3 protein-coding genes are annotated in these 1,627 nt (G+C 29.1%); 2 read left to right on the top strand and 1 reads right to left on the bottom strand.

Going from position 1 to position 1,627, the window contains the following annotated elements; all coding sequences use genetic code 11:
- Window positions 1–517: calcium-binding protein (locus IDG60_RS13360; protein WP_206160784.1), on the bottom strand; the 517-nt coding region annotated here is incomplete at its 3' end.
- Between the two features lie 302 nt (window positions 518–819).
- Between IDG60_RS13360 and IDG60_RS13355 the strand changes: the two genes are divergently transcribed.
- On the top strand, window positions 820–1,275 hold the full coding sequence (locus IDG60_RS13355) for a DUF4909 domain-containing protein (RefSeq protein WP_012840523.1): 456 nt from the start codon (window positions 820–822) through the stop codon (window positions 1,273–1,275).
- A 158-nt stretch (window positions 1,276–1,433) separates the two neighbouring features.
- Window positions 1,434–1,627, top strand: a 194-nt coding sequence (locus IDG60_RS13350) for an AMP-binding protein (RefSeq protein ID WP_206160783.1), incomplete at its 3' end; no start/stop codon positions are given.

Genomic DNA, 1,627 nt, shown 5'->3' with positions numbered 1-1,627 from the left:
TGTTTGTTTCAGTTGATGGTGAGGTCTTAGGTTGCGTGGATTGATGATGGTTACTTGATTGTTGCTTTTCTTTTAAATCATCTTTCAAGTCGTCTTGTGATTTATCTTCTGCAACGTTTGGTGTGTTAATTTCATCATCTGATTGATCTTTTGTTGTTATTTCATCAATTTCATGTTGATTATTTTCAGTATTTTCATTTGCGGGTACTTCTTCGGTTGATTGTAAATCCTCATCTGTAGCTGTTTCTGATTTTTCCTCAGGCTTATCTTCATTTTTATTTTCATCTTTTTGAGTTAATTGCGTTTTTGATGATTGATTACTAGTGGAATTGTCATTATTACTAAACATCATTGAACAGGCTGATAATAAGATTATTAATAAAATAAAAGAAATAAGGCAACCGCCGCATCCTTTTAACATGCCGCGTCTTTCAGAATTTTTAACAGATTGGTTTTGATTCTTGTTGTTCTCTGTATTCAAAGGTAAATCTCCTCTATATTTATATGTTATTTTCATGATTTACTACATAAAACCTGGATGCATTTAAGAGGGAGTTATTAAGTGTAAAACGCTTTCACTATATCACATAATCATATTTTACCAAATTAGTAGTGGAAATACTTTAATTTTTTTCAAAACTTTAAAAATATTTTTGGATTGTAGAAGTGTTAATTTAATAATTGTAAAGTTGTATTACGACTCAAAATGACACGAACATGACAACATAATTTAACAAAATAATAATTTCTATTTGCTATAATATATTGTATTTATTTTTAGAGGTGTTGCTTTTGAAAAAGTTTTTAAAATTCAAGGGGATGAAAATATGTTTAATGCTATATCTACTGATTTTTTTAAGTAGTTGTGGCACAAATAATAAAATAGTAGGCCAACGATTTGAAATACAACAACATAATGAAACAATAGGTAGTATTTACTTTTCAGCAGACTATGCACATATAAGAGGTATAGAAAAAGGCACTGCAAAATATTTCATAGACAAAGTAGGCAGCAAACGTTACTTATTTATTGAATATATTCCGGATAATGTATTGAATTGCAAGCCGGACTTTTGGAAAACGTTAAAATATAAAAAGGACAAGGTAACATATTATGTATATCTCATTGAAAATTTAGATGATGAAGTATTCCATTTAAGTGCATTACAAGACATGAATCGTATACCAATTGACATTGCAGATGATGTGGCAACAATGGGTAAATCACCACATCAAAATGACAGAATGACACTAAAATTAAATAAAAATAACTGATAATAGTAGACGAATGATATAACGATATGTATTGAGCATTATAACAATCATATCAATGAATCAATTCGTCTACTTTTTTATATTTTTAAACATAACCACTGCTAGAATGTCATAAAATCGTTATAATTATAATGTAAATGATTTTGGAGGAATAACGCATGGACTTTTGGTTATATAAACAAGCACAACAAAATGGACATCATATTGCGATAACAGACGGTCAAGAATCTTATACTTATCAAAATTTATACTGTGAAGCGAGTCTATTGGCTAAAAGACTCAAGGCTTATCAACAATCTCGTGTCGGGCTATACATAGATAATTCGATTCAATCGATCATTTTAATACATGC

This window comes from Staphylococcus sp. EG-SA-2, from assembly GCF_017152085.1.
Note: the sequence above shows the minus strand (reverse complement) of the source record. Positions and strands in the feature narration are given on the sequence as shown.